19 protein-coding genes are annotated in these 21,467 nt (G+C 58.1%); 11 read left to right on the plus strand and 8 right to left on the minus strand.

The window, feature by feature from the left end:
* The first annotated feature begins 121 nt into the window (after positions 1-121).
* Both M9Q49_RS35695 and lepB read left to right on the plus strand, forming a co-directional pair.
* Positions 122-1,783, plus strand: coding sequence for a serine/threonine protein kinase (locus tag M9Q49_RS35695; RefSeq protein WP_254506880.1), 1,662 nt, complete (start codon positions 122-124; stop codon positions 1,781-1,783).
* 18 nt (positions 1,784-1,801) lie between these two features.
* Positions 1,802-2,848 carry a signal peptidase I gene (gene lepB / locus M9Q49_RS01550; protein ID WP_254506882.1) on the plus strand — a complete coding sequence of 349 codons (1,047 nt, stop codon included), beginning with the start codon at positions 1,802-1,804 and terminating at the stop codon, positions 2,846-2,848.
* A 14-nt stretch (positions 2,849-2,862) separates the two neighbouring features.
* On the opposite strand, the gene M9Q49_RS01555 is transcribed toward lepB, so the two are convergent.
* Both M9Q49_RS01555 and M9Q49_RS01560 read right to left on the minus strand, forming a co-directional pair.
* Positions 2,863-3,216 (minus strand): VOC family protein, encoded by a 354-nt coding sequence (locus M9Q49_RS01555; protein ID WP_254506884.1) that lies wholly within the window; start codon positions 3,214-3,216, stop codon positions 2,863-2,865.
* A 3-nt stretch (positions 3,217-3,219) separates the two neighbouring features.
* The gene (locus M9Q49_RS01560; RefSeq protein ID WP_254506886.1) at positions 3,220-3,654 is read right to left on the minus strand and encodes a secondary thiamine-phosphate synthase enzyme YjbQ; all 435 of its coding nucleotides are present in this window, start codon (positions 3,652-3,654) and stop codon (positions 3,220-3,222) included.
* Between the two features lie 141 nt (positions 3,655-3,795).
* Here M9Q49_RS01560 and M9Q49_RS01565 point away from each other — a divergent pair, with 141 nt between their 5' ends.
* Both M9Q49_RS01565 and M9Q49_RS01570 read left to right on the plus strand, forming a co-directional pair.
* A complete protein-coding gene (locus M9Q49_RS01565; RefSeq protein ID WP_254506887.1) occupies positions 3,796-6,885 on the plus strand; it encodes a PVC-type heme-binding CxxCH protein in 3,090 nt (1,029 codons plus the stop codon).
* Between the two features lie 229 nt (positions 6,886-7,114).
* Entirely contained in the window at positions 7,115-8,794 is a 1,680-nt protein-coding gene (locus tag M9Q49_RS01570) for a hypothetical protein (protein ID WP_254506888.1), read from the plus strand.
* Positions 8,795-8,865: 71 nt separating this feature from the next.
* Here M9Q49_RS01570 and M9Q49_RS01575 read toward each other — a convergent pair whose 3' ends face one another.
* Positions 8,866-9,996 carry an AAA family ATPase gene (locus M9Q49_RS01575; RefSeq protein ID WP_254506889.1) on the minus strand — a complete coding sequence of 377 codons (1,131 nt, stop codon included), beginning with the start codon at positions 9,994-9,996 and terminating at the stop codon, positions 8,866-8,868.
* A 180-nt stretch (positions 9,997-10,176) separates the two neighbouring features.
* On the opposite strand from M9Q49_RS01575, the gene M9Q49_RS01580 reads away from it, so the two are divergent.
* From M9Q49_RS01580 to M9Q49_RS01590, 3 genes are all read left to right on the plus strand, one after another.
* Positions 10,177-10,881: a 3-keto-disaccharide hydrolase gene (locus M9Q49_RS01580; RefSeq protein ID WP_254506890.1), complete on the plus strand. Its 705-nt coding sequence runs from the start codon at positions 10,177-10,179 to the stop codon at positions 10,879-10,881.
* A 197-nt stretch (positions 10,882-11,078) separates the two neighbouring features.
* A complete protein-coding gene (locus M9Q49_RS01585) occupies positions 11,079-12,497 on the plus strand; it encodes a YfaP family protein (protein ID WP_254506891.1) in 1,419 nt (472 codons plus the stop codon).
* A gap of 259 nt (positions 12,498-12,756) precedes the next feature.
* Positions 12,757-13,182 carry a CBS domain-containing protein gene (locus tag M9Q49_RS01590; protein WP_254506892.1) on the plus strand — a complete coding sequence of 142 codons (426 nt, stop codon included), beginning with the start codon at positions 12,757-12,759 and terminating at the stop codon, positions 13,180-13,182.
* 18 nt (positions 13,183-13,200) lie between these two features.
* On the opposite strand, the gene hemP is transcribed toward M9Q49_RS01590, so the two are convergent.
* On the minus strand, positions 13,201-13,389 hold the full coding sequence (gene hemP / locus M9Q49_RS01595) for a hemin uptake protein HemP (RefSeq protein ID WP_254506893.1): 189 nt from the start codon (positions 13,387-13,389) through the stop codon (positions 13,201-13,203).
* Between the two features lie 91 nt (positions 13,390-13,480).
* Here hemP and M9Q49_RS01600 point away from each other — a divergent pair, with 91 nt between their 5' ends.
* Positions 13,481-14,305: an SDR family oxidoreductase gene (locus M9Q49_RS01600; protein ID WP_254506894.1), complete on the plus strand. Its 825-nt coding sequence runs from the start codon at positions 13,481-13,483 to the stop codon at positions 14,303-14,305.
* A gap of 19 nt (positions 14,306-14,324) precedes the next feature.
* Here M9Q49_RS01600 and M9Q49_RS01605 read toward each other — a convergent pair whose 3' ends face one another.
* Positions 14,325-15,203, minus strand: coding sequence for a serine/threonine protein kinase (locus tag M9Q49_RS01605; protein ID WP_254506895.1), 879 nt, complete (start codon positions 15,201-15,203; stop codon positions 14,325-14,327).
* Between the two features lie 171 nt (positions 15,204-15,374).
* Here M9Q49_RS01605 and M9Q49_RS01610 point away from each other — a divergent pair, with 171 nt between their 5' ends.
* On the plus strand, positions 15,375-16,751 hold the full coding sequence (locus M9Q49_RS01610) for a ComEC/Rec2 family competence protein (protein ID WP_254506896.1): 1,377 nt from the start codon (positions 15,375-15,377) through the stop codon (positions 16,749-16,751).
* A complete protein-coding gene (locus tag M9Q49_RS01615; protein ID WP_254506897.1) occupies positions 16,721-16,870 on the plus strand; it encodes a hypothetical protein in 150 nt (49 codons plus the stop codon). The genes M9Q49_RS01610 and M9Q49_RS01615 overlap by 31 nt, the downstream gene beginning before the upstream one ends.
* A 110-nt stretch (positions 16,871-16,980) precedes the next feature.
* On the opposite strand, the gene M9Q49_RS01620 is transcribed toward M9Q49_RS01615, so the two are convergent.
* The 3 genes from M9Q49_RS01620 to M9Q49_RS01630 all read right to left on the minus strand — a co-directional run bounded on the left by M9Q49_RS01620 (position 16,981) and on the right by M9Q49_RS01630 (position 20,517).
* Positions 16,981-17,655 carry a hypothetical protein gene (locus M9Q49_RS01620; RefSeq protein WP_254506898.1) on the minus strand — a complete coding sequence of 225 codons (675 nt, stop codon included), beginning with the start codon at positions 17,653-17,655 and terminating at the stop codon, positions 16,981-16,983.
* 70 nt (positions 17,656-17,725) lie between these two features.
* Positions 17,726-18,058, minus strand: a complete 333-nt coding sequence (locus M9Q49_RS01625; protein ID WP_254506899.1) for a hypothetical protein — start codon at positions 18,056-18,058, stop codon at positions 17,726-17,728.
* A 731-nt stretch (positions 18,059-18,789) separates the two neighbouring features.
* Positions 18,790-20,517 (minus strand): recombinase family protein, encoded by a 1,728-nt coding sequence (locus M9Q49_RS01630; protein WP_254506900.1) that lies wholly within the window; start codon positions 20,515-20,517, stop codon positions 18,790-18,792.
* 57 nt (positions 20,518-20,574) lie between these two features.
* Between M9Q49_RS01630 and M9Q49_RS01635 the strand changes: the two genes are divergently transcribed.
* Positions 20,575-21,363 carry a ComEC/Rec2 family competence protein gene (locus M9Q49_RS01635; RefSeq protein WP_261365014.1) on the plus strand — a complete coding sequence of 263 codons (789 nt, stop codon included), beginning with the start codon at positions 20,575-20,577 and terminating at the stop codon, positions 21,361-21,363.
* The last annotated feature ends 104 nt before the right edge of the window (positions 21,364-21,467 follow it).

Here is a 21,467-nt window from a genome sequence, read left to right on the forward strand (position 1 = left end):
ATCATTGACGAGTTAGTTCCTGAGGCGGGATTGCGGCAGCGCTGCCCGTAACCGCGCGTCATCGGGTATGATGAGTGGACCCCTTTACCACTCTGGTATTCGCATCCGTGAGTCCGAATCCGTGAGTTCCGCGGCCCAGCCCGATCCTCGCCTGGCCATTAGCCCCGCCGACGTCACACTCGACGCGCCGTCGGACCCTAGTTCCGTCAGCCAACTGGTTTGCCGCCTGCACCTGCGCGATGGCAATAGCACGGCCGTTCGCAGCGAAGTTTCGCACCTGCTCCGCTCGCGGCTGCGGTCGGCTTCGCTCATTATTTTTGCCGGGTTAGGACTCTTTTTGGTCTGGCACATTTTCTCGCTTGATCGGTTCGATCGGGCGATCTACGTGCTGAACTTTGCAGCGCACGTCGCCGCGACCTTCGTCATCGGAGGTATCGCTTATTTGCTCTGCTCGCACCGCGACTACTCGCTGTCGGAACTGCGCTGGATCGAGATCCTGACGTTCTTCGTGCCGGCGTGCTTCTTCATGACGTTGCATTACAGCAAGACGACGTACTTGATCGAGAGCTACGGCCAGCATCCCGATGTGGCGGCCGCCTGGCTGTTGCCGATCTATATCTACGCGCTATTCATTCCCAATACGTGGCAGCGAGCCACGGTGTTCATCGGCATCCTAGCAGCCATTCCTGTCGCCCTGATTCTGCTCAGCGCAGCGACTCATCCGCTGAGCGCCGAGCTTCTCGTCGAGCAGTGGGACGTGATCGTCACGACCGTGTTAGTGATGTTCATCGCCGCGACGAGTGCGATTTGGGGTGTGCATACGATCAACACGCTCCGCACCGAGGTCTACCAAGCCAAGCAACTGGGGCAGTATCAACTGAAACAACTGATCGGCAGCGGCGGCATGGGCGAGGTTTATCTCGCCGAGCATCAGCTGATGAAACGGCCGTGCGCAATCAAAGTCATTCGCCCCGAGAAGGCCGGCGATCCCAAAGTCCTCGCCCGGTTCGAGCGCGAAGTGCAAGCCACCGCGCGACTGTCGCACTGGAACACGGTCGACATCTTCGACTACGGCCGGGCCGACGACGGCACGTTTTATTATGTGATGGAATACCTACCCGGCATGAACTTAAGCGAGTTGGTGCGGAAGTACGGTCCGCTACCGGCTGGTCGCGCGATATACCTCGTGCGACAAGCCTGCGATGCGTTGCAGGAAGCGCATGATTTGGGGCTGGTACATCGCGATATCAAACCGGCGAACATCTTTGCCGCCTCGCGCGGCGGTGTGTGCGATGTAGTGAAGCTGCTCGACTTCGGCTTGGCCAAACCATTGACCGAGATCGACACGGCGCATCTCACAGCCGAAGGAACGATCACCGGTTCGCCGTTGTTCATGTCGCCGGAACAAGCGACCGGCGATGTCGAGCCCGATTCGCGCAGCGATGTCTACTCGCTGGGCGCGGTGCTGTTTTATCTCATCACCGGCAAGCCGCCGTTTGAAGACGACAAGCCCTTGAAGATCATGATCAAGCACGCGCACGATGCGCCGCCGCGGCCTACCGAGCTGCGGCCCGATCTCCCTGTCGATCTGGAAAATGTAGTACTGAAGTGCCTGGAAAAGGCCTCGCATCGTCGTTATCAATCGGCCACCGAGTTGGCCGAGGCGCTGGAACAGTGTCTCGACGCAGCGAACTGGACGCGCGAAAGCGCCCGCCACTGGTGGCAAGGAATCGGCCAGCCGTTTGATGTGCCCGAGTTGAATCCCCGGGCGATGGCAGGTTGATTTTTCTCTAAAGAGCACATGACTACTATTCTGCTCGTGATCGCGTTTCTGATCGCTTCCCATTTCATTCAGTGGGTGGCGTGGGGCATTTGCCTGGCTATCGGTTTGAAGTGGGCCCGCACGGCGGAGATCAGCGGCGCAAAGATCGCCCGCGTCACAGTCGTGACCCACGTTATCCAAAACACGATGCTCGCCGTGATGGGGCTGATGGCTTACTTCGGCGGGCAGTGGCCGCCGGCGCTCCTCGTGATTCCGGTCGCCACCATCGCCATCGCCATGCCCTTCGTCCCGATCTGGCTGGTCTATCGCACGTTTCAGCTGCCAGTCTGGCGCTCGATTCAAGCGCTCATTCCCACGCTGCTCGTGCTCGCCCTCGGCTATTCGATTGCGGCTGGCTTGATGAAACCGTTCTTGTGGGAAGGATACCCTGTCACTGACAACTCGATGGCGTCGACGCTACGCAGCAAGCATTGGCGCGGAACCTGCCCGGAGTGCGGCAAAGTCACGATCGGCACACCGGTCGATCCTGTCTTCGACGGCGTGGCTGGATCGGTTTCCCGGGCGCTCATGATTTGCGAGCACAACTTTCATACTTCCAGCCGAGAAACGAGTGCCCACACGCCGACCTATGGCCCCGACCATGTCGCGGTGGCGAAGTACAAAACGCCCCAGCGCTGGGATCTGATTGCCTATCGCTCGCCCTCCGATCCCGAGCAGGTGAATTTCAAACGCCTCATCGGATTGCCTGGCGAAACAATCGTGATCAAAGGTGGCGCGATCTGGGCCAATGACAAACAACTCACGCCACCGGACGAACTAAAGCACTTGGTCTATCTCGACCACGATCCCAATTGGCCGCACGACTTCTGGGGATCCGCAGATCGGCCCGCGGTCCTCGGCGCCGATGAGTTCTTCGTCCTCGGCGATTTCTCCAAAAATTCGCACGACTCGCGAATGTGGCACGAACAGCATGGCAAGCATCCCGCCTACGCCTTGCCGCGAGAAAACATCATCGGCGTCGCCGTGCTCATCTACTGGCCACCGCCGCGCTGGCGAGAGCTGTAAGACTCCTGCGCGAGTCACTCGCCACTTTGATACAACTCGACCGACCTGCCGTCAGGATCCTTTACCACAAGACGTCTTCCCCATTCTGTTTGCTTCGGCTGCTTCAACGGAACTGACTGAAGACGCTGCAAGCGTTCGCTGATGTCATCCAAATCGTCGACGACAAACCCTAAGCGAGTTGTGGCATCGGCTTCTCCTGAGGCGAGCGGATAGATTTCGAACACCGCGTCGCCAAGCTTCCCCGCGAAGTGCAGCGGGCCGTCGCCGTGCTTCTCCTCCACGAACTCGATGCCGAGGTTCTCGTAAAAATCTTTCAGTCGTTCGAGTTGTCTGGTCTTCAGCACCAGCAACGAAAGCATGACCGCCATCGGCTAATCCCCAATGATCTTCACCAGCACCCGCTTCGCCCGATCGCCGTCGAACTCGTAATAGAAAATGTGCTCCCACGGACCAAGGTGCAGCTTCCCTTTGGTAATCGCGACCACCACTTCCCGCCCCATGATCTGCCGCTTGTGATGCGCGTCGGCGTTGTCTTCGCCGGTCCGGTTATGCAGGTAGCCACCTTTGGCAGGATCGCCGCCCGCATTGAACGGCGCTAGCTGTTCCAGCCAACGCTCGTAGTCAGCATGCAACCCTTGTTCGTTGTCATTGATAAACACGCTGGCCGTGATGTGCATGGCGTTGATCAGCACCAGCCCTTCTTGCACGCCGCTTTCGTCGACGTAGCGTTCGATCTCGCGCTGCAGCGATACGATGCCGCGCCGGCCTGGCACGTTCATCCAGAGTTCTTTGGTGAATGCGAGCATTTGTCTTTCCTCGATCCGTGTTACGGGCAGGCCATATTCTACTGAATGCCCGCGCGCTCCTTCGTTGCCTGGCGCGATTCCGTAGGTGATAATCGCGACTCGGATTTTCGCTTGTGAAAACCACCTCTCCAGGATCTTGCGATGCGTTGGTTCGTTCTGGCTCTCTTTGTCGCTCTGCCGATGCCCCTGATCGCCGAGGACTTTATTCCGCGCCGGCAAGATAAGCTGCCCGGTCCCGCCGTCACGCCGGCCGAAGCCGCGAAGAAGATGACCGTGCCGGAGGGGTTTAGCGTTGAGGTTGTGGCGAGCGAGCCGGATATCGTGAATCCAGTCGGCATGGCCATCGATGAGCGCGGCCGGTTTTGGATTACCGAGAGCTTTGAATATCCTCGCCGCGAGCTGGGTCCGGGTCGCGATCGTGTGAAGGTGCTCGAAGACACCGATGGCGACGGCAAGTGCGACAAGTTCACCGTGTTCGCCGAGGGGCTGAACATTCCCAGCGGCATCGCGGTTGGACACGGCGGTGTGTGGGTCGCGAATGCGCCGGACATTCTCTTTCTGCAAGATACCGACGGCGACGGAAAAGCCGACAAGCAAGAAGTGATCGTCACCGGCTTTGGCCGCGACGATACGCACGAACTGCCGAACTCGCTGACCTGGGGCCCGGACGGTTATCTATACGGCCTTAACGGCGTGTTCAATTACTCGCACATCAAATATCCGAAGGGCTCGCCGCACTACGACGAGAAGCATCCCGGCTGGAAGTTCACCTGCGCGCTGTTTCGTATTCATCCCGTTACGAAAAAGTTCGACGTCTTCTGCGAGGGAACGAGCAACCCGTGGGGCGTGGCCTTCGACAACGACGGCAGTGCGTTCATCAGCGCGTGCGTGATCGATCACCTGTGGCATCTCACGCGCACCGGTTACTACAACCGCCAGGGCGGCCCATATCCGCCGTTCACTTGGAAGATCGAGAGCATCGTCAAGCACAAGCATCAAGCAGCCGCGTATTGCGGCATTCATTATTTCGACAGCGACAGCTACCCGGAGCAATACCGTGAAAAGCTCTACATGGGCAACATCCACGGCGGCTGCATCAACGTCGACAAGCTGAAACGGGACGGCAGCAGCTACTTCGCGACCGGCGAAAACGATTTCCTCACGGCCAACGACGTCTGGTTCATGCCCGTCGTGCAAAAGACGGGCCCCGATGGCTCGCTCTACATTCTCGATTGGTACGACCGGTATCACTGCTACCAGGATGCGAACCGCGACCCGAAAGGAATCGATCGACTTAACGGCCGGTTGTATCGCGTGCGGTACAAAGACACGCCACACAGCAAGCCGTTCGATCTGGCGAAGCTGAAAGACGCGGAGTTGATTGAACTGCTGTCGAAGAATAACGACTACATGCGTTCGACAGCGCAGCGATTGTTGACCGAGCGATTGGCGCAGCTGGAACCGACGGTTCGGCCGGCTGCGACGCCGAAGACGGACGACGTGCCGCTCATCAAGCCGGCCGCGGAGTTGCCGGAACTGCTCCTCAAGCTGCAGCAACTGGCGCTCAACGAAGAGGCTCCGCGAAAAGCTCGCATGCATGCGCTCTTTACGGCGCTCTCACTCAAAAACCAAGACAATGCGTTTCTGAATACGCTGCTCGGTCACAAAGATCCGGTTCTGCGCTCCTGGGCCGTTCGCACTGTTGGCAACTTCGATGCGAACGCCGACGTGTGGACCAAAACCCGCTCGCTGGCTACCGATGTCTCGGCAGACGTGCAGTTGCAGGTCGCGATCGCGGCCGGCACGAATGTGAACGAGAAGTCGATTGCCACGCTGCTGCAGGTGCTAGAAAACTGCGGCGATGACAAACTCATTCCGCAGATCGTGTGGCAGAATTTGCATCCGCTGCTCGAAAATCAAAACGTTTCGTTTGCCTTGGCTTATCAGCAGCCAAATGTGGCCTCGTCGAAGAACGTGACGGCACTTCTGCCGCGCATCATCGATCGAGTACTAGCCAGCAAAGAGCCCGGGCTGCAAGCGCTCCTGCCCAACCTGCTGGTCACGATTTTGGAAAAAGACACTCCCGGGAATGTCGCAGCTGCCAAAGCAACGCTGCAGATTTTCATTCAACGGATTCAGTCTCGTGAGATTCAGGGTGAGCAACTAGCAAACTTGCGCAAGGTACTCGAACCAAAACTGGAAGATGCCGTCTTGCGAACGAGCCATCGACTTCATTCGGAAGCAGTTGTTGTCGCTGCTTCCTGGGGAGATGAGTTCGCTCTCAAGCGGCTTTACGATCGGGCTCGTAACGATGCCGAGGACGAGGCCGGCCGAGAGCAAGCCGTCAACGTGCTGGCGGCCGCGGGCGACAAGCGGTTGTTGCAGCTTGCCAACGTTTCGCTGGAGGTTTCGCCGAAGGCTTCCGATCGAGTTCCCAGCGCCATTCTCGCCGGATTGGCCAAGCTTGATTCGGACGAGGTCGCCGCGACGGTGATCGACAAATATCCGAACTTGCGCGAGAGCGTACGTCCGCGCGCGATCGAACTGCTCACGCAGCGAGCCAGTTGGGGCAAGGAACTTCTCAAAGCAGTCGGCGACAAGAAGATTCCAGCGAACATGATCAACGTCAACCAGGCCCAGAAGCTCAATTCGCTCGGCGATAAAGATCTCGCCGCGCTCCTCGTGAAGAACTGGGGCACCGTCCGCACAGGTCGTGATCCAGGCCGCCAAAAAGTGATCGATGAAATGCGTACACTGCTCGAGAAGACGCCCGGTGATCCGGAACGCGGCCAACTGGTGTTCAACAAGGTCTGTGGCCAGTGTCACAAACTGCACGGCAACGGCCAGGAAGTCGGGCCGGATATCACCCTCAACGGCCGGTCGAATTTCGATCAACTCCTCTCCAATGTCTTTGATCCGAGCCTCGTCATCGGCGCTTCGTACCAAGCGCGAACGGTGCTGACGACGGACGGCCGCGTGATCACCGGTCTACTCGCCGAAGATACGCCGCAGCGGATCGTGCTGAAGGTGCAAGGTGGCAAGCTCGAGACCATCGCCCGCGGCGACATCGAAGAGCTAAAGGTGAGCGAGCTCTCGCTCATGCCGGAGCAACTCGAGAAGCAACTCAAGCCAGAAGAGCTGGCCGATTTGTTCTCGCTGATCACGCTCGACAAGCCCCATACCGATCCGGCCGCCAAGCGGATTCCGGGGGCTCCTTCGCCCAAGAAATAGGGCCGCAAACCGTGCCGGGCGGACTCTTTTCGGCGAGTTCGCACTGGTTTGCCAAGTTTTATTGACACTGCCGCGCGCCAGCGACTACCTTATGACTAGGGGCATGAGTGCGCGCAAGCAACGATTGTGGCAACTCTTCCGGCGGTCTCATCTGTTCGCCGGACAGACGTTGCATTGAGGACGCAATCACCTTTCTCTTGCGTGGCCTCGCTTTTTCAGGAACAGAATCATGCAGGTTTTTCCCAGGCTGTCGTTACACAGTGTGGCGCTCTTTGTCGCCGGACTTGCCGGCGCGTTTTGTTCGCTCTCTTTCCTCGCGATCGCGCAGCAGCCCGATGCCGCCGCGGGCAAGGCCCTAATCAAGTCAGCCGAGCGCGATAGCAATAACTTCTTGGTCTTGCCGCTCCCCAAACCGGGCATTGTTGACGGCAAGCAGGAAACTCCGAGTCAGTTTGAATTGCGGAAGCAAAGGTTTCGCAATGAAGTGATCAAAAACCTCCGCAACGAGTTGCCGCTCGGCCAGGCCGAGCAGCTAATGGTGGACAACTACTTCAACGGTTTTGAGTTTCGCATCTTCACGCAAACCAACCCGGAAGATCTCGAACTACTCCCCAAGCGGCGGTTCGAACTTTTCAAACTCTACATCCTTCAGGTGAAGAACGGCGAGAACCATCAACATCTGATTGACGTGACGTTGGCCATGATGCAGCAAATCGTGATGGACGAGTTCCATCCGATCGTGCGTTACAACGCGATGCTGATCATCGGTGAATTGAACGAACAAGAAGTGCTGCGCGTGGGAGCGACACCGCTGCCGCAAGAACCTTACGCAGCCGCGCTGCCGTTCATGCTGGAACGGATCGAAGATAAGAACACCCCCGACTCGATCCGCGTGGCCGCGCTGATTGGGCTCGTGCGTCATCTCGAATGGGAGCCCTTCCGCTCGCCGTCGAAGGCGATTCCGCCCGGCACGCGCACGGCCATGATCAACTCGCTGGTGAAGCTCGCCGAAATGAAAGATCCGCCCGGCAAACGCACAGCCGAAGGTCAGCAATGGCTTCGCCGCCGCGCGATCGAATGCCTGGGCCTGGCCGGCGCTGTGACCGCGACGCCGCAAATCATCACGCCGGTGGAAAAGATTCTCAAGGACCACAACGAGCCGTTGCAACTTCGCTGCATCGCCGCGAAAGCCCTCGGCACGATGAATATTCCGCAGGGACAAAACCTGGACGTTCCCGCTCTCACTCGCACCCTCGGCAACCTGGCCGCGGCCACCGTGAAGACCGAGTTCGAGCGCCTCGAAAACATCGATAAGAAAGCCGAAGAACACCACGCGATTTACGCCGGTGTGGCCGGCGCTCCTGGTGCTGCTCCTGGCATGCCACCCGGCATGCCCCCGGGAATGATGCGTCCGCCGGGTTTCGGTGGCGGTGAAGGCATGGGTGGTGCTGCTGGCGGTCTGGCCGGTCAGTTCGAAGACCCCAAGGAGTATCGCCTCGATCCAGTGCGCAAGCGGATCCGTTATCAGCTGTACTGCGTGCAGACCGCGCTCGGTTATCCGCTCGACAAGGCGACCGGTACGCCGTCGGCTAAACGCCGCGGCGCGCAACGAATTGCCGCCAATCCGGCTGACAAGAAAGCTGCCGAAGACGTCCTTACCGCGGTCAACAAGTTGGTCGAAGCTATCGAAAAGAACAAGACCGACCTGACCGATCTCAAGACGCAGCTGAAGAATGACGCCAAGGTGTTGGAAAGCGTCGTTGCCAAAGCCATGCCTGCCCCAGCTGCGGCCGAACCGGCTGCTGATCCTGCCAAACCAGGAGCACCTGCCAAGCCCGGCGCACCGGCCAAGCCAGCCGCCGGCGACGACGATCTGCTCGGCGGAGCAGCGGCCACGCCGAAGAAATAACCTCGCTCCCGCGAGTTCACACCGTTCAGCCTCTCCGGAACCCCGGTCAACTTTGACCGGGGTTTTCTTTTTTAGTCATCATCGTCGGCCTCGCGCCTGGTTTCGCCGTTCTCCAGTTTCAGGCGAATTGCTTTCAGGCCGGCGGCAGCGCTGATCTTTTCGACGAGCGGCTGTGAGTGCGTGCAGACCAGCACCTGAGAAGCGCGCGAGGCATCGACAATGAGCGTGGCTAATGCGGGAATCAAATCGGGATGCAGGCTTGCCTCCGGTTCATTCAGCGCGATGAGCGCCGGCGGCTGCGGACTAAGGAGCGCTGCTGCCAGGCAGAGAAATTTCAGCGTGCCATCGGAGAGTTCGCCAGCCAGAAGTGGTCGCGTGCAACCGGCTGTTTCCAAAGCGACACACAGTTCTGCCAAGCGCGGCGACTTCATGCCGAGTTCCACCGTTACGCTATCGAGGATCTCGAGCTTTCGCCCCGGAAACGCCAGTTCGACCGCGGCGTGCAATCGCTCAGCCTGGCCGCCGTGACCTTCTTGGATCGTTTGCAGTGTAGCCGCCAGATCGCTGCCGTCATGGCTCCGCACAGGATTTCGGACGCTTACTTGCGGACGGCGACAGGGGGCAGCATCGTCGGTGGGAAAGTGATGATAAAACCGCCAGCGGCGAACTTCGTCGCGCACCACAAACAACTCGGGGAAGGGCTCCGGCTCGCGCAATTGCGAGAGGATCGATTCGTTCTCGGTCAACTCGTACTGATAGTCGATGCGATCTCCGTTGACGTCGCGCAGCCAGGTTCGTCCATTCAGACGCTCGAGCAACGTTGATTTTGGAGTGGCCCGCGCGCCATGCCAGACCGTCTCGGCTTTGATGTGCGGATCGAAACCAAACCTCGTCGGCGGACCAGGCACCGGATAACCGATGGCGATCTCAAAGCCGACATCCTCCGTCCGAAAGCCCAAAGATAAGCGGGGAGACCTATCGCCGATTCGTGGGCCAGCCCACACGGCCGAGACCAGTCCTCCCTCGCGGCCGAGTGCGCGGGCAAAGCCACCCTCGGCCATCTGGGCGAGGAGCCGCAATGAACGATAGAGATTCGATTTGCCCGAGCCGTTCGGGCCGGTGACGACGTTGAGCGGCCCGAGCTTCAAAAAGAAGTTCCGCAGGGACCGGTAGCCGGCGATGCGTAACTCAGTGAGAGCCATGGCGAAGATTGCTGGAAGAAAACGTGGAACTAAAGGAACGGGCTCAAGCTACTTCCTGCGACTAGCAAGAGCTAGAGCCGGTTCGCATCGGCGCGCTCCGTCGTCTAGAATCAGCCAACGCACGGGCTTCGTCCTACCTCGTTTTTTCTCGCCTCGTTTTTCAGCTGGAGAATTCTCGCCATGAAAGTTTCGCTCATCATCGGTGCGGCGATTGCATCGCTGCTGCTCGTTTCGCTGACATCGTTTGCGCAAGAGACCAAGCCGCAGAACACGCCGCCGGAAGGTTTCACCGCACTCTTCAACGGCAAGGACCTGACGAACTGGCAGGGCCTGGTGAAGGACATCAAGCAGCGGAAGAAGATGACAACGGAAGAAATCGCCAAGGCTCAGGTCGAAGCCGACAAGATCGCGCACGCTCACTGGGCTGCGAAGGACGGCGTGCTGGAGTTCGATGGCAAGGGGCAGAGCCTGTGCACCGTGAAGGATTACAAAGACTTCGAACTTTATTGCGATTGGAAGATCAAGCCGAAGGGTGACAGCGGCATTTATCTCCGCGGCACGCCGCAGGTGCAGATCTGGGATCCCGCCGACGAAGCCCAGCTAAAAAACGGCGCCGATAAGGGCTCGGGCAGCTTGTGGAACAATCAGAAGAACGATCGCTTCCCCAAGGTGAAAGCCGACAACCCGATTGGCGAGTGGAACACGTTCCACATCAAGATGGTCGGCGACAAAGTAGTCATTCATCTCAATGGACAGTTGGTGACCGACACCGTCCTCGAGAACTACTGGGACCGTAGCATTCCCTGCTACGAGACCGGCCCGATCGAGCTGCAGAACCACGGTAACACGCTCTACTTCCGCAATATCTTCATCAAAGAGCTGTAGGAATTGCGGTTGGCGGTTCGAAGACTTACGGTGCATGCATCCCATCCATCTTTGCAGGTGGATGGGATTTTTCGGCATGTGGTTTGAACTGTTGGCGTTTTGTGGAGAAGACTCGTAGAATCAAGGGAGCCCACCTGCCGGAACAGACGTGGGCTCATTGCGTCTTTCTGGGCTAGAGAGACGACAGGAGGCGAGCGATGCTGAAACATGGCGATAACTCGTTGCCGGAGGTGGAACCACCGCCGATCGCCGCTCATTGGCTCGCCGACCTTGAGGATGTTGTGTTTGAGGATCTTGAGGTCGAGGCGCCGCCGATCGCTGAGTCGCCCGTGGAAGAGCCTCCGATCGCGGAGCCGCCGGTTGCTCAACCACCGCTCGTTGAGCTCGCTACAGCAGTCGATGATTTGCCGATTGAGGAGCCGCCGATCGCGGCCGATGTGATCTCGCTGGAACTGCCCGCTGCCGAGTTGCCAGTCACCGAGACTGCAGACTCTGAACAGGACGAAACTACGGCAGATGCTGAAGATGCCTCGTTGATCGACGAATCGCCTGCTGAAGGCGATGAGCCTTTGGACTTGCCCGAAATCCAGGCCGAAAACCGCAGGCTCTATTACGAAGACGTTCCAGAAACTTCCGAATCCTGGTTTCGTCGCCATATCAGTTTCGTTGGCAGCCTAGCCGTGCATCTCACCTTGATGCTCTGTCTGGCAGCTTACCTGCGGGACCATCTTCCCGCGAAGGCGCAGCCCAGCGACTTCGTATTTGCCGACGACTATGAGCAGCCGGTGCCGGTCGTCGAGATGGCTCCGCTGGTGAGCGATGCGTCGGCCTCTTCGGATTCGGAAGATCCCAGCGAAGCTGTTTCTGACGCGCTCGAGGTTGCCAACACGGCTGATCTGAATCCCACGCCAGAGGAAGCCGTCAGCGTCGAATTCACGCCCGACGTTTCCCTCGGCAGCCTGAACACTCCGCTGAATCTACCCAACGTGGTGCAGGGATTTGGATTGAGCGCGGATTCGAAAACGCAAATGCTCGCTCCCTTACGCGGCGCGGGCCCAACCGGCGCTGGTGGTGGCGGCGGTGGCAACGGCTTCGGGGCCGATTCCGGTTTGCTCCGACAATTCACGCAGCGACTCGACAAGGCCGGCGCCAAGAGTGGCGATGTGCAGATTTCGCTTATCTGGGACAATTACAACGACCTCGATCTGCATGTCTTCACTCCTCGCGGCGAGAACATCTTTTTCGGCCATCGGCGCTCGCGCTGCCGCGGCGAGCTCGACGTCGATATGAACGCGGGTGGCGCGATGACTCGCGAACCGGTCGAGAATATCTACTGGGGCAATGGAAAAGCGCCGCTCGGCAAGTACAAGGTCGCTGTGCACCATTTCCGCAATCACGGCGATCCCGATCCCACCAAGTATGAGTTGCGGGTGGTCGTCGATGGCGAGACCAAGGTGATTAAAGGCGAGACAAGCTCTGGCAATCCGCGGCTGATCGTGTACGAGTTCGAGCGCGGCGCTAACAAGAATCCGCCTACGCCCAGAGGACCGAGCCGCAATTCACCGGCCACGCCCGATGACTCGGCCATTCTGAGTTCGACCCTTTCGGCGCCTTAGCCAGCGTCTGCAAACGGCTAGGACATTCTGTCGTGCTGAAAAGCGTGCGCATTTCGGTCAAGGATTTTATTGCCACAAATGGTTGACCGTGGCTAGCAGCAGCTACTAGATTGACGCGCTGCAGGGTCATTCGCCGCGCGGCTTGCGGGGGCAAGCGACGAGAGTCGGCATCGAAGAGTCAGTGCGCGGCGAAGCAACCACTTATCTACGCGTGTTCACGCAGGGAGTCTCATCACAGCACTGAGTGAGGGCTACGGTTATGCTCGTCCGTGAAATTCTTGGTCAAAAAGGGCATGCGGTTTTTTCCTGTCATCCCGACGACACACTGGCCGATGTCGTCGCAAGTTTGATGCAGCGAAATTGTGGTTCACTCGTGGTGCTCGACGGCGATGAACTCGCCGGGATCATTACCGAGCGCGATATTCTGCGAAGCTGTGCCGAAACGCGCGGCCCGCTCGACTTTGTGCAAGTCAGCGAACGAATGACTTGCGACCCAATCACCGCCCGTCTCGACGACGAGGTCGAAGGGGTGATGGGCGTCATGACCGAACGCCGCATCCGCCATCTGCCGGTTATCGAAAACGGCCGGTTGTGCGGCATGATTTCAATCGGCGATGTGGTGAAGGCACAGCACAACGAGTTGTGCCAAGAGAACCACTATCTCAAGACATACATCCTGAGTTAGCGAAGTTTCGGCAGGTTCTCACTTCGTGAGAATCAGTTTTCCCGCCGCCGTGATTCGTAAGCGATAGCGCTGGTCGCCGTGTTGAATCCAGATTTCACGGCGGCCGGCGAAGAGTTCTTCGGCAGGGATAATCCGCACCGGCTCATTAGTCGTGGCGGCCGCGGCAGGAAGCTCTCGATCGTTATTAGGGGCAGGCGGGGTTTGCATTCGGCATGCCACGGCAATTCATGCGCCCGAAAACTGCCGTGGCTGCGGATTGGCAGCCAGCAGGCAAAAAAAGGCGATTCTGCCAGCAGCGTTGAAACCATCGGCTGCGAGTTATGTCGATTGCGCGAACATCGGCGTCGCTTACGTCGACGGCACTGGCGTCCGGTCAATTCTGGCCATGCTTGACCGTCCGATGGTCAGCGATCAAAACGGGGAGATGGCAAAAACCACTTCCCAATCGCGGCGAATTCTCCTCACCGGCGTTACCCGCGGCCTCGGTCGCGCGCTACTCACGAAATTTGCTGAGGCCGGACATATCGTGCTCGGTTGTGGACGATCAGAGCAGCTCGTCGCCCAATTGCGAAAAGACTTTCCCGCGCCGCACCACTTCACTGCGCTTGATGTTGCTAATGAAGCCGCCGTTGGTCGCTGGGCGACAGATTTACTGAGCCAAGGTGAGCCGCCCGACCTGCTGATCAATAACGCTGCCATCATCAACCCGAATGCGCCGCTGTGGGAAGTTTCGCCGGCAGACTTCGACGATATCATGCGCGTGAACGTCAATGGCGTGTTTTATGTGCTGCGGCACTTTGTGCCCGCCATGATTGAGCGCGGCCGCGGTGTGATCGTGAATCTTAGTTCCGGCTGGGGACGCTCGACCTCTCCCGATGTCGCTCCGTATTGCGCGACGAAGTATGCCATCGAAGGATTGACGCACGCGCTCGCTCAAGAGTTGCCGTCGGGGATGGCAGCGATTCCGCTCAACCCAGGCGTGATCAATACCGAACTACTGCAAAGCTGTTTTGCCGAACACGCTGGCAGTTATCCATCGCCAGAGCGGTGGTCAGAGCGAGCGGCGCCCTACATTCTCAATCTGTCGGCCCGCGATAATGGTCAGTCACGCAGCGTGCAATAGTTGCCTAAGGGCGGCGACGTCAGTTCGTATCCGAATTGACATTCTTCAGCGCTTTGACGACCGCTTCCGCCGTTTGCAGACGATTGTTGGGCTCCGCCGCAATGCACTGCATGATGACACGGGCGAGCGTCTTATTGAGGTTCGGCACGAGTTCCAAAATTTCCTGGGGCGGGCGGGCATCGTGTTGCAGCGCGCCTTTGCCTGTGGTGTCGCCCGAAGGCCAGGGGAATTCGTTGCTGCAGAGTTGATACGACGTCACGCCGAAGGAAAAAATGTCGACGCGCTGATCGGTCGGTTTGCGGCGGACGATCTCGGGCGCCATGTACAGCGGCGTGCCGGTGCGATTGCCGGGCAGAAAGTATTCTTTCTTCGCCGGCACCGTCAGACCAAAATCGATCAGCTTCAGCGAGTCGCACTCCGGGCTGACGATAAAGTTGCGTGGGCAAATATCGCGATGAATGAAACCAGCCCGGTGAACGGCATCGATCGATTCGGCCATCTCGCGAACCAGTTCATGATGATGCCCAGCCAGTTTGGGCTCGACCTGCTTGAGTAGCACGTTCATGCCCGTGCCGGGGACGAATTCCATCAGGATGTAATGCCTGCCGTCCTTGGCTACACCGAATTCAAACGTATCGACGATCCGCGGATGCTTCAGCTGCGCCGCGATGGCCCCTTCGCTGGGCTTGTTGAGCCCCTTGAATCGGGCTTCAAACGCAACCATCTTTTCCGTATCGAGAATTTTCAGCCCGATGATTTTGCCGGATCGATGATCGCGGGCCATGTGAAAGTTCGACATCGTGCCGTTGATCGCTTCGCGCAAGATCTCGAAGCGCTCGCCGATGTCGGTGCGTGAATCCGTGAACAGATCACGCAAAGAATTGAAAAAACTCGCCATAAGAAAAGAAGCAACCTGGCGCCTGAATCTCTCCTGTTTGTCCCTGCTCTCACTCTAGGCTGACCGAGCCGCCGCAACAAGCCGTTGCCACCCTTCCCCGATTTCTTTTGGCAAGGCGGCTGCCGTTTAGGTAAAAAGTTGTTGATACTTTTTCCGCTGGTTTGCCTGCCCATGCCAACCGAACTTGCCGCGTTTCAGTCTGCCTCAGCCCGGGCCGATACTACGCGCCAATCGTTGTATCAGCCTTGCGTGCTGTTGCTCGCTGCCGTCGCGGCAGGCATGGTTTGCGATCGCTACTTTCCACTCGGGCCGCGGTTGTGGTTCTGCTGTTCGCTGGCCACGGCTGCGCTGTGGTGCCTGGCTTGGTGGAAACGCCGCGAACTGATCGCCGCCGGACTGCTGCTGTCGGCTGCCTTTCTAGCCGGTGGCGCGTGGCATCATGATCAATGGCGACTGGTGCGCGACGACGAAGTGGGGCTACGCATCACCGAGGAAATCCGTCCGCTCGTCTGCGAAGCCGTCGCACTCACCTCGCCGCGCTGGTCTCCCGCGCCGCCGTTGTCGCCGCTCCGGACGATTCCGAAAGGTGACGAAACGGAACTCCTTGTCGAGTTGCGGAGCATTCGAGACGGAGGCACCTGGCGCTCGGCTAGTGGCTACGCCCAGCTCGACGTCGAAGGCCATCTGCTGAATGTGCGGGCCGGCGATCGAATCCGTTTGATGGTCCTCGCCAGCCAACCGATGAAACCGCTCAACCCGGGCGAGTTCGATTACAACGCCCACGAGCGGAGCCGGCGTGTCTTCTGCCGCATGCGCGGATTATTTCCCGAGAGTGTCAGCCTGGTTGAGCGCGGCTCGTGGTGGTCGTGGCGACTTTGGCTGTCGCGGCTGCGCGAAGCGGGCAACAGTACGCTTCGTGAGCACATCCATCCTCGCCGCTCGACGCTGGCGGCGGCCATTCTCATCGGTGCGCGAGAGCAGCTTGATCCGGAGCGAAATGAAGGGTTCCTAGTTACTGGAACGATCCATGTCCTGTCCATCTCTGGGCTTCATGTCGGCATCCTCGCGTATGGTTTTTGGACTCTGTTTCGCACCGGCTTGTTTCCCCGCCGGCCAATGTTATGGGCCGCAATTGGGTTGACGATTTTGTATTGCCTGCTGACCGACTCGCAACCGCCGATCGTGCGCGCGACGATCCTGATCGTGGCCGTCTGTATTTCGCTTTTCTGGGGACGTCCCGCGCTCGGCATGAATACGCTGGCGTTCGCGGGACTGGTGGTGCTGGTGCTGACACCGGCTGCGCTCTTTCAAGCGGGACCGCAACTCTCGTTTCTCTCCGTAGCCGCGATGATTCTCTTCGCTCCCTGGCTCACGAAGCGCGTCGAATACGATCCGCTCGATTTGCTCATCGCTCGCTCGCGTCCTTGGTACCAGCGCGCGGTCGCCGCTGTTGTTGGCGAATTCTATCGCGTGTGGCTGTCAATCTGCATGGAGAGCGTCATAATCGCAGCCTTGCTGTGGCTCTGGAACGTGAGGCCGAACAGCTGACCGTGGCCGCTGCCGTGATCGAAGACTTTCCCTTTGCCCGTCGGTTCGCCGAACCGCTCATTGATCCTGAAACGGTCAATGCGGCGGCAGAATATTTTCGCTTGTCGCCGGTCGCTTGAATTGATGCAGAGCCTACGAGGGCTGCTGCTCCCTTGCCGTGCAAGGAAGCAGCAGCCGCAATCGTCACTGATGATGTGAGCGCTGCTTGTCCCTTTGCGACTCGATGACCTCAAACTGATGTTGATCCTGAAACGGAAATTGAAGCGGCTGCGTGTTGGACTCGATGGGCCAACTGGGTCATTGTCCCAGTTGTGGACATCGCAGCGGCTGCTGGCTTTGTGGCTGTTGGTTCTGCTTCGACACTTGCCGCACAGGCCAAGATCGCCTGACCATGAACGACCGAAGTACAAGCCGCCGAGAGAGTCGCAGCGCCGGTTATGGCGGCGGCAGCAACCTTTCCTCTGATCGCTTCCACACTGCACGAAGCGCTGACCACGATTGCAGATGAAGCAGCCTTCACATTAAGTGAATTAGCCGTCAATGAAGCGACTGCCGTGAGCGATGCCGCTCCCTTGGCGGTCACCGTTGCTTTTGCGGTAGTCGTCGCAGTTACCGTCAGCGAAGCAACACCGAATTTCCCTTGCGATCCTGCGGCGGTTAAGGCCGCTGATGCGGTGAGGGCTGACGAACCTTTGCCCGACAAGTGAGCTGCACTTGAGACTGTGGCACTTGTCGTAAGCGAAATTGCTCCCTTAGAGGTCTCCAAGTCTTGTTCCCGCACAACGAAGTAATCGCTGTTCAGGATATAGACGTGGAACTTGGTGGCATCCTCGCTCACCGCTGCACCCTTGTACTGCCCGTCGTCGCTATCCTGCAACGACTTCCAATTGATGTCTTTCGACATAACACAACTCCTATAACTAGGAACACAAAATCGAAAGCGACAGCAACGTGCCGACGCATCAAACCCACAGTTACTCGCCGTCGCCCTCGACGTACTCAACGCCCAACAGGGTTTCTTCGCCGAGTTCGTCGATCATTTCTTGTACGGTGCTGAGTCCGTCTTCCAGACGTTCCATCAAGTGCTGGAGAGTGTCCTGCCGCCAACCGTTGCGGCTAGGACAGTCTTTCTGCCAGCCGATCAGCGTGTCAGCGACAGCGGCGATTTCCGAGCCGCAGCGGTCGGCGATTTCGTCCGCCACTGAGTGAACTCTTGTCGCAGGAGCGACCTTCGCCACCGGCTTGCTAGCCTTTGTCTTGCGAGTCTTCTTACCAGTCATCACCGCAACCGATTGAGCCTTACCCATAACCACAACCCTCCCTCGAATGCCTCGTGCGACTCGGCCCAACCACTTGGTTGAGAACACCGATTCGCACCATTTCCACGCCCGTCGTTCGGTCGGGCGTGGCGTGGCGCTAACGCCCGTCGCTGTTTCTCTAAAACCGCCTGAACGGGGGAAAGTGGGCGAGTTTTCGTCTCTCACACGCCACGCACGTAGACACCCGTCGCCAACGCCCGAAAACCACTCGTTGGGTGGGGTTGCTGTAAGGTTTGGCGGAAAAATGTCACCCAAAATTTTGGGTTAGAGGGGTCAGATTGACCCCTTGCCCCAGCGCATGAAGAAACCCTCGCCGACCTCTCGGCGAGGGTTTTAATTACGACATCTTGTATGGCTGATCGAACCCAAAATTTTGGGTTACTCGCTGCCCTGCTTCGCCCGTTCGGCTTCTCGCTGTGCCTATTCTCGGCGCTCGGCTGATTCAGAGGCGCAGCCACAAAGCCAACCAGCAAACAACCGCCGCAACCGCAAATTGGAATCATGCCGAGCAGAGACAGCGCCAACACGACGCCGAGAGTCGCACCAAAGCCTTTGCCCACTGAATTGTCAGTCATCGTTCTGCCTCCCTTTCGAGTTTGAAAAATCGAAACGGGAAACAGCTTGGCGGGAGAGGGAGAAGAAGTCTGGTGGCAGCGCAAAAGAAAACCCGCTCGGATCGCTCCGAGCGGGTTGAGGAAACCCAAAATTTTGGGTTTTGGTTAGCGGGGTTTCCTCGGCAATCGAAGCGTTCGTGTAGATTCGCCCTTGTTCAAGCCTGCGGCCTTTAAGGCGTGTTCCGGCGGATCGCCGACTACAATCACCCGGTAACCGCCGCCTCGGAAGTTGACGCCGAGGATCGCTGCCTTGTCTTTGCCTTTACCGTACAGGAAGCAAATGATTTCTCTGACGAGTTCCGAAATCAGCATCCGCAGTTTGCTCCGAAGTTGATACCTCGTTGAATCGTCGGCCTGTGCAAGGAGGTCGATAATCTCGTGGGTGTCAGCAAGGCTTCGCTGTGCAGGCGCAACATTACTTTGCCGCCTCGCCGCCTCTGCCTCGGCTTCGGCGGCTTTCCTTTGCGATTCAAGCCTAACCATCATCTTTGCGAGAATGCCGGTGTCGCCGTCCGAGTCCAGCATGGCGGATTCAAGGTCAAAGAGCTTTTTCTCGCACTGCGCCAACTTCGCTTCTGCTGCGATCATCGTGTCGTGAGCGGTGCATGTTTCGCCTTGCAAATCGGCCGCTTTGATTTCCCGCATGTGCTTGAGAAACGCCTGCTCTACTCGGTCGTAGTTGATGCAGCCCGTCTCTTTGCCATCAAAGCGGCGCTCAATCAGATACTTGAACCGATGCATCTCGCCGCTTGTCGATTTGCGGCTTTTGTCCATGACGATCATCGGATTGCCACGATGCCGAATCAATGTGCGGAATAAACTCGTGACACAATTCTGCCTGCTCGCTGGGGTTCGCTTTAGCCGCTTAACCCGTGGAACAGTGTCTTTCGGGCGATTAGTGTTTCGTCCAATCTGATTGTGGCAGTCACGCCGCTTCAATTCTGCCTGCACCCGATAGAAGGACTCATCGCTGATTACTCGGGGGTAATAGGTCAGCAGCGGTTCGCCCTCAGGCTTCCGTCCGCCGTCTTCATCAACAACGTGTGGTTGATATTCTCCGATTACCGCACGGCTTGTGAGAATCGTCTGAATCATTGGCTGCGACCACGCAGGCGAATGTCCTTTCCGCCTCTGGAAGGTTGGTGTTTTCAATCGGTTGAGTTCAACCGCAATCTTTGTTTGGGAAAGTCCGCTTAGCGATAACTCGAAAACACGCTTCACAACTTCCGAACGCTCGGCATTGATTAGCCACCGCTGTCTATCCTCGGAAGGCTCTAGCCAGAATGGGCCTATGCCTGCAATTCGCTTCTCGGTCGCTTTCTTCCTGCGGCTTACCCATGAGTGCTTGAGCATCTCAGACTTGCGGGCGCTTTCCGCATGCGCTCGATAGAACTCCATCGCCATAAGCATTTTTTCCATCGGGCTTGCGTTCGGATGCACGATGGTTTCACGGAAGGCAATCGAAACGCCCTCCTTCAAGATCGCATTCACGAGCGGCAGCGCTTCATCGAATGACAGGCGAGAAAATCGGTCAAAGTTTTCACAGAGGAGCCAACTGCCTTTCGGAATCCTTCCCTTCTTGCACGCTTCGATGAAGACGCCCAACTTGCCTTTCGTGGCATTCTTGCCACGAAAGGCGCTGACTCCCATATCTCGTAAATCGAGCGAGTCGTCTAACTCGATGTTGTATCGCTCGCACAGGCGGTCTCGTCGATCATTCTGCCTCGCAAGTGAGTCACCTAAAATTTGGTCAGGCGTACTCCAGCGAATGTATTCGTAGCCTCTAATCTTGGGCGTGGACTCGGCGGCGGAACTAGCAGAAATTTTGCGCATAAATAGGAACTCCTACAGGGTGAGGGGCTAGCCTAGCGAAAGCGCATCCGAAATCTGATGCCAGAATTTCCGCTCGGCCCTGTAGGGCTTTCCGATTCCACTAGAGTTTTAATTGAATTTCCCGATGGGCAGAACATGCTCTACGACGCTGGCAAGCTCGGTTCGCCGACAGGAGCGGCCAGGCCGATCTCAGCAGTGCTCTGGTCACGCGGCATCACACGGATCGATGCGCTGATGATCTCGCATGCCGACTCGGATCACTTCAACGCGATCCCCGAATTGCTGCAGAAGTACACGGTGAGCAAGATTTTTGTCTCGCCGTTCATGCTCGAAGAACTCGATCAGCCCGCCGTGAAGGTGCTGAAAACCGCGATCGATAAGTGGGACGTGAAGGTCGATACGCTCTCGGCGAGCGACAAGTTGCACGTTGGCGACGTATCGATGGAGATTCTTCACCCACCACCGCTCGGCGTGATCGGCAGTGATAACGCCAATAGTCTCGTGCTGCTCATTGAATATCAAGGACGCAAAGTGCTGCTCCCCGGCGATCTGGAATCGCCCGGTCTTGAAGATGTTCTCGCTGAGTTGCCGATCGACACTGATTTGCTAATGGCTCCGCATCATGGCTCGACACGCTCGAATCCACGCGGCTTTGGTAATTGGTGTCGTCCGGAGCACGTCGTTCTTTCGGGCAGTCACGATGTCGAAGAAATTCCCGCCATCGACTCGGTGAAGCAAGCCTACGGCCAGATCGGCAGCCAGGTTTATCACACCGCCGAAACCGGCTGCATTCGGTTCAACATCACAGCAGCTGGCGTGAAGGTGGAAACGTTTCGGCAACCGTAGGTGAGTCAAGCGGCCGGTTCTACGGGCTGTGCCGATTGTGACGGTTATCTCTCCCCAGCACGACATCTCTTACGCACGCTGGAAAAACCTACATTTGCGAATCA

This window comes from Anatilimnocola floriformis (assembly GCF_024256385.1).
Taxonomy (GTDB): Bacteria; Planctomycetota; Planctomycetia; order Pirellulales; family Pirellulaceae; genus Anatilimnocola; species Anatilimnocola floriformis.

What these genes read in the sequence shown, in the direction of transcription:
- lepB (WP_254506882.1), top strand. Translation starts at nt 1,802, where the DNA reads ATGACTACTATTCTGCTCGTGATCGCGTTTCTGATCGCTTCCCATTTC.
- M9Q49_RS01555 (WP_254506884.1), bottom strand. Translation starts at nt 3,216, where the DNA reads ATGGCGGTCATGCTTTCGTTGCTGGTGCTGAAGACCAGACAACTCGAA.
- M9Q49_RS01560 (WP_254506886.1), bottom strand. Translation starts at nt 3,654, where the DNA reads ATGCTCGCATTCACCAAAGAACTCTGGATGAACGTGCCAGGCCGGCGC.
- M9Q49_RS01565 (WP_254506887.1), top strand. Translation starts at nt 3,796, where the DNA reads ATGCGTTGGTTCGTTCTGGCTCTCTTTGTCGCTCTGCCGATGCCCCTG.
- M9Q49_RS01570 (WP_254506888.1), top strand. Translation starts at nt 7,115, where the DNA reads ATGCAGGTTTTTCCCAGGCTGTCGTTACACAGTGTGGCGCTCTTTGTC.
- M9Q49_RS01575 (WP_254506889.1), bottom strand. Translation starts at nt 9,996, where the DNA reads ATGGCTCTCACTGAGTTACGCATCGCCGGCTACCGGTCCCTGCGGAAC.
- M9Q49_RS01580 (WP_254506890.1), top strand. Translation starts at nt 10,177, where the DNA reads ATGAAAGTTTCGCTCATCATCGGTGCGGCGATTGCATCGCTGCTGCTC.
- M9Q49_RS01585 (WP_254506891.1), top strand. Translation starts at nt 11,079, where the DNA reads ATGCTGAAACATGGCGATAACTCGTTGCCGGAGGTGGAACCACCGCCG.
- M9Q49_RS01590 (WP_254506892.1), top strand. Translation starts at nt 12,757, where the DNA reads ATGCTCGTCCGTGAAATTCTTGGTCAAAAAGGGCATGCGGTTTTTTCC.
- hemP (WP_254506893.1), bottom strand. Translation starts at nt 13,389, where the DNA reads ATGCAAACCCCGCCTGCCCCTAATAACGATCGAGAGCTTCCTGCCGCG.
- M9Q49_RS01605 (WP_254506895.1), bottom strand. Translation starts at nt 15,203, where the DNA reads ATGGCGAGTTTTTTCAATTCTTTGCGTGATCTGTTCACGGATTCACGC.
- M9Q49_RS01610 (WP_254506896.1), top strand. Translation starts at nt 15,375, where the DNA reads ATGCCAACCGAACTTGCCGCGTTTCAGTCTGCCTCAGCCCGGGCCGAT.
- M9Q49_RS01620 (WP_254506898.1), bottom strand. Translation starts at nt 17,655, where the DNA reads ATGTCGAAAGACATCAATTGGAAGTCGTTGCAGGATAGCGACGACGGG.
- M9Q49_RS01625 (WP_254506899.1), bottom strand. Translation starts at nt 18,058, where the DNA reads ATGGGTAAGGCTCAATCGGTTGCGGTGATGACTGGTAAGAAGACTCGC.
- M9Q49_RS01630 (WP_254506900.1), bottom strand. Translation starts at nt 20,517, where the DNA reads ATGCGCAAAATTTCTGCTAGTTCCGCCGCCGAGTCCACGCCCAAGATT.
- M9Q49_RS01635 (WP_261365014.1), top strand. Translation starts at nt 20,575, where the DNA reads ATGCCAGAATTTCCGCTCGGCCCTGTAGGGCTTTCCGATTCCACTAGA.